Annotated in this window: 3 protein-coding genes; 1 reads left to right on the top strand and 2 read right to left on the bottom strand. The window is 72.6% G+C overall.

The window, feature by feature from the left end:
• Nucleotides 1-145 precede the first annotated feature (145 nt).
• A complete protein-coding gene (locus tag ABZ646_RS40395) occupies nt 146-3,862 on the top strand; it encodes a family 78 glycoside hydrolase catalytic domain (protein WP_360530896.1) in 3,717 nt (1,238 codons plus the stop codon).
• A 76-nt stretch (nt 3,863-3,938) separates the two neighbouring features.
• On the opposite strand, the gene ABZ646_RS40390 is transcribed toward ABZ646_RS40395, so the two are convergent.
• Both ABZ646_RS40390 and ABZ646_RS40385 read right to left on the bottom strand, forming a co-directional pair.
• On the bottom strand, nt 3,939-4,346 hold the full coding sequence (locus ABZ646_RS40390) for a nuclear transport factor 2 family protein (RefSeq protein ID WP_360530893.1): 408 nt from the start codon (nt 4,344-4,346) through the stop codon (nt 3,939-3,941).
• Nucleotides 4,343-4,585, bottom strand: a complete 243-nt coding sequence (locus ABZ646_RS40385) for a hypothetical protein (protein WP_360530890.1) — start codon at nt 4,583-4,585, stop codon at nt 4,343-4,345. Before ABZ646_RS40385 ends, ABZ646_RS40390 begins: the two co-directional genes overlap by 4 nt.
• Nucleotides 4,586-4,689 lie beyond the last annotated feature (104 nt).

Genomic DNA, 4,689 nt, shown 5'->3' with positions numbered 1-4,689 from the left:
GTCGACACCGAGGGCCGTCGGTTCGTCCTCGTCGCGCCGAGGCGTTGTGTTCCGGGGTGGCCGGTTCGTATGCTTACCACTTGTAAGGGATTGAAACGATTCAATCCCCTGGGGAGGGACCCCCGCACGAAAGGACCCTTGAGCCGTGGACGAGGTCAGCAGAACCACGCAGGCCGAACGCCGCAGAGCCGCGCTGAGCCGCCGGCACCTGCTCGGCATCATGACCGCGGCGGCGGCGGGGGCCTCGCTCCCGCTCGCGGCCGCCCAGGACGCCCTGGCAGTGGGTGGGCCCGCAGCCGGTGGAGGCGCGTCAGCGCCCGCGGCCCTCCAGGTCAACTCGCGGTCCGAGCCGCTGGGAACGGAGACGGCGCCGACCTTCAGCTGGATCCCCCCGGTGGCACGCCAGACGGCGTACGAGATCGAGGTCGGCACCCGGCCCGGCCGCGCGGACGTCTGGCGCAGCGGAAAGGTGACCGGCTCCGACAGCGTCGAGGTCGCCTACCGCGGCGGTCCGCTGCGCTCCGAGGAGACGTACTTCTGGCGGGTCCGCGCCTGGGACGAGCGGGGCACGGCGGGCGCCTGGAGCGAGCCCGCGCGCTGGGAGACGGGACTGCTCGACGGTGAACGGGACTGGGCAGGGGCCCGCTGGATCGGGGGCAGGCAACCGCAGGACCACGACTGGCAGGACCTGACGGCGACCGTCGTCTTCCGCGGCGGCCCCGACGCGGCGAGCGGACTCGCCCTGCTCCTGCGTGCCGAGCCCATCGGCAAGACCTGGGGCGAGGGACTGGTCTGGACCCTGCGCCGAAGCGGCGACGACATGCAGTTGTTGATGACGACCCGGCACTACGCGGGCAACACCTGGGTCGACGACGGCACCTCCGAGCCGCACTGGGGCGTCGACCACTACGACCCGCAGAGCGAGACCAACCCCACCGCCGCGGGCACCCGCACCGTCCAGGTCGGCACCGTGACCCTCCCCGCCGCGACCGGCCTGACCAAGGACACCTGGGCCACCCGCGACCACACCGTGACGGTCGCGGCACACGGCCTCACCGTCACCACCACGGTCAACGGCGTCGAGGTCGACAGCCGCACCCTCTCCGGCGACCAGATCCGCCGGCACGGCAGCTTCGGCTTCGCGGGCGGCACCTCCGCCACCGTCCGCAGTGCCGAGGTGACCGGCACCGGCGCCCCCGACTTCGCCGTCGACCTCACCACCGGCGCCAACCCCTTCGAGGCCGGCATCGGCACCCTGGACGGTCTGACCTTCGCGCCCAAGAACCCCTACATCCCGAGCAAGAACGCCGTCCTCCCCATCGCCAACCCGGCCCCCGTCCTGCGCCGCGCCTTCACCCTGCCGCACGGCCGCCGCATCGCCGCCGCCCGGCTGCACCTGAGTGCCGCGGGCAACGTCGCCCTCACCGTCAACGGCGACCCGATCACCGTGGACGGGGGCCCGGCCGACCGGGACGGCACGAACGTCCCCCGGCTGCTCACCGACCAGAGCACCTACGACCGTACGGTCCTCTACGACACCTTCGACGTCACCGCGCTGCTGCGAACCGGCCGGGAGAACGTGCTGGCCGCCGAACTGGGCCGGGGCTGGTACGGGGTGACCACCCCTCAGGAGTGGTACTGGCAGCTCGCCCCCTACGCGGGGCCGCCCCGGCTGCGCGCGAAACTCGTCGTCACGTACACCGACGGCTCGGCCACCACGCTCGTCACCGACGAGGACTGGCGCACCGCGGACGGCCCGACGACGTTCGACTCCGTCTACTCCGGGGAGAAGTACGACGCCCGGCGGGCGGACGCGCTGGGGGAGTGGCGCTCGGCCGGCTACCGCACCGGCCGCGCCTGGCGTCCCGCCACCGCGCTGATCCCGCCGGGCAGTTGCTCGGGCCCCGCGCCGAAGTACCACGGCGCGCTGCCCGCCACCACCGTTCCCGACGGCTTCCGGGCGGCCGCGGTGCGCGCCCACGAGGCGGAGCCGGTGCTGGTCGACCGGATCCTGCGGCCGGTCTCGCTCACCGAGACCGCCCCGGGCTCCGGCATCTGGGTCCTGGACTACGGCCAGATCATGACCGGCTTCGTCCGGCTGCGGCTCACCGGCATCCGTGCCGACCGGGCCGGACTCACGCTGCGCATCCGCGGCGGCAACCGGATCGCGAGCGGCGACGGCACGGCGGCCTCCCCGCTCTCCGTGGAGGAGGAGAACTTCCAGCACGACGCCGACCTCCAGACGCACTACTACACCGTCGGCGCCTGCCGGACCCAGAGCTGGGAGCAGAACTTCAGCCACTTCGGCTTCCGACACCTGGAGGTGCAGAACCTCGAGGCCGTGCTCGGCCGGGCTCCCGACCTGAAGCGGGACGCCGACCTGCTGACCGTGGCCGTCGCCCGCTCCGGCTTCGCCCGCACCGGCACCTTCGCCACGGACAACGCGCTCCTCAACCGCATCCAGCGCAACCTGGAGTGGGCCGAGCAGAACAACCTCGTGCAGAAGCCCACCGACACCCCGTCCCGGGAGAAGAACGGCTGGACCGGCGACGCCATGGCCAGTTCCGAGTCCGAGTCCCTGACCTGGGACGTCAACGGCGTCCTCACCACCTACCTGCGCCACTTCCCGGACACCCAGATCTCCACCGGCCAGCTGCCGATGTTCGTCCCCGTGGCCAAGGGCGGCTACGGATACGACCGCACCCCCGGCTGGAACGCCGCCTGGAAGGCCGTCCCCGCCTGGGACTCGGCGTACTTCGTCATCCCCAGGGAGCTGTACCGGTACTACGGCAACAGCAGCCTGTTCGCCGAGCTGTACGACCACCAGGACGCGCTGCTGACCTCCTACGAGACGCTGTTCACCGCCGAGAACGAGTACGTCTTCGAGGCGTCGCTCGGCGCCTACTCCGGGGCCGAGGACCCCGGCAGCAACGCCGTCATCAGCCTCGCCTTCTACATCCACTTCTGCGACTACATGGACGAGGTCGGCCGCGGTCTGGGCCGTACCGGACGCGCCGCGCACTACGCGCAGCTGGCGGGCACCCTGCGCAGGGCCTTCATCACCCACTACTGGGACGCCTCCCAGGGGCACTTCACCCAGGGCAGCGTCTCCAGCGAGAACACCCTCGCCCTCGCCTTCGACCTGGTCCCCGGCTCGGACCTGCCCGCCGACGACCCGCGTCACCTCACCGGCACGAAGACGCTCGCGGAGAACCAGCGGGCCCTCGCGAAACTCCTCGCCGACCGCATCACGGCCGCCGGCCACCACATCCAGAACGACATGTACGGCTCGCGCTACGAGTTCAACATCCTCAGCGAGTACGGCTACACGGACGTCGCGCTGCGGGCGGTCACCCAGACCGGCGTCCCCGGCTACGTCCACCAGATCGCCAAGGGCGCGACCTCGCTGTGGGAGCAGTGGACCGACCGGCTCTCGGTCGACCACCACTACCGCTCCAACGTGGCCACCTGGTTCTACCAGGGTTTGGCCGGAATCAGGCCAACCTCGACCGCCTACGAGACGCTGCGCGTACGGCCGTACGTCCCCGCGGCCGCGGTCAACAGCCGCGTCCCGGAGAACACCGACGACACCGACCTGGCGCCGGCGACCCTGGACCACGTCAGCGCCGCGATCGACACCGTGCGCGGCAGGGTCGCCTCGGACTGGCGCCGCCGCCCGGACGGCGGCATCGACCTCGCGGTGACCGTCCCCCACAACACGGAGGCCGAGATCTGGGTGCCCACCCGGGGCCGTCCGGTCAACGCGCCCGCGGCGGCCGCCTTCGTCCGCGACGACACCTCGGGCGGCGCCCCCTACAAGGTCTACCGGGCCCGTGCCGGCTCGTACCGCTTCAGGTCCTGATTCCAGGTGCTGGACCAGGACCTGGAGGTGGGAACGCGGCCGCCGGTGTCCCGGGCGACCCCCGGGCGGCCGGCGGTCAGGCGGCCGGCGTGGCCGGGTCGGGCGACAGGTGCTCGTGCACGGCGTGCCAGCGGCCGTCCTCCGTGCGCCGCAGGACGATGGTCTCGCGCTCCCGCACCGTCTCCTCCCCGGCCCGGGTGGAGACGCGGGTGGTCACCGAGTGGGTGAACACGGCGGTGTCGCCGAAGAGCTGGAGCCGGCGGTCCTTCGAGTCGCAGGCGAGGACGCGGAAGCCGTCCTCCTCGCTCCACTCGCGCCACAGACCGCGGTACTCCTCGGTGGAGTCCAGCCGCCGGTCGGTGGTGTGGAAGACGAAGCTGGCGTCGGCCGCGAAGGCGTCGAAGTAGTCGTCGGTGCGGCCCTCGGCGAAGGCGGCGATCAGCGCGTCGGCCGCGGCGAGGGCGGCGTCGTGGTCGTTCTTCATGGCTGCTGCTCCGGGATCCGGGCCACGGCGCGGACGGGTGCGCCGTCCGCGCCGGGCAGGTGGAGGGGGAAGAGGCTGACGTGGACGTCGTGGCCGGCCCGCTGGGCGTCGAGGACCTCGGCCAGGTTGGTGAGGTTCTCGGCGATGACGGCGCCCGCGCCGCACAGGACGCGGTGGGCGGGCAGGGTCTCGCCGGGCGTGGGGTCGACGCTCAGCGCGTCGATGCCGACGGTGCGCACCCCACGGGCGACGAGCAGTCCGGCCGCCTCCCGGGTCAGGTGGGGAAGGTGGTCGCGTCGACGAGGATCTCGTCACGGCCCTCCGCCGCGAGCCGTACCGCGCC

Source organism: Streptomyces sp. NPDC007162 (assembly GCF_040634175.1).
Lineage (GTDB): Bacteria > Actinomycetota > Actinomycetes > Streptomycetales > Streptomycetaceae > Streptomyces.
The sequence above is the reverse complement of the archived record's forward strand: the minus strand, read 5'-3'. Positions and strand labels throughout refer to the sequence as shown.

Bases quoted from the DNA above. Each gene is read 5' to 3' on its own strand.
- ABZ646_RS40390 (WP_360530893.1), bottom strand. From the start codon at position 4,346: ATGAAGAACGACCACGACGCCGCCCTCGCCGCGGCCGACGCGCTGATC.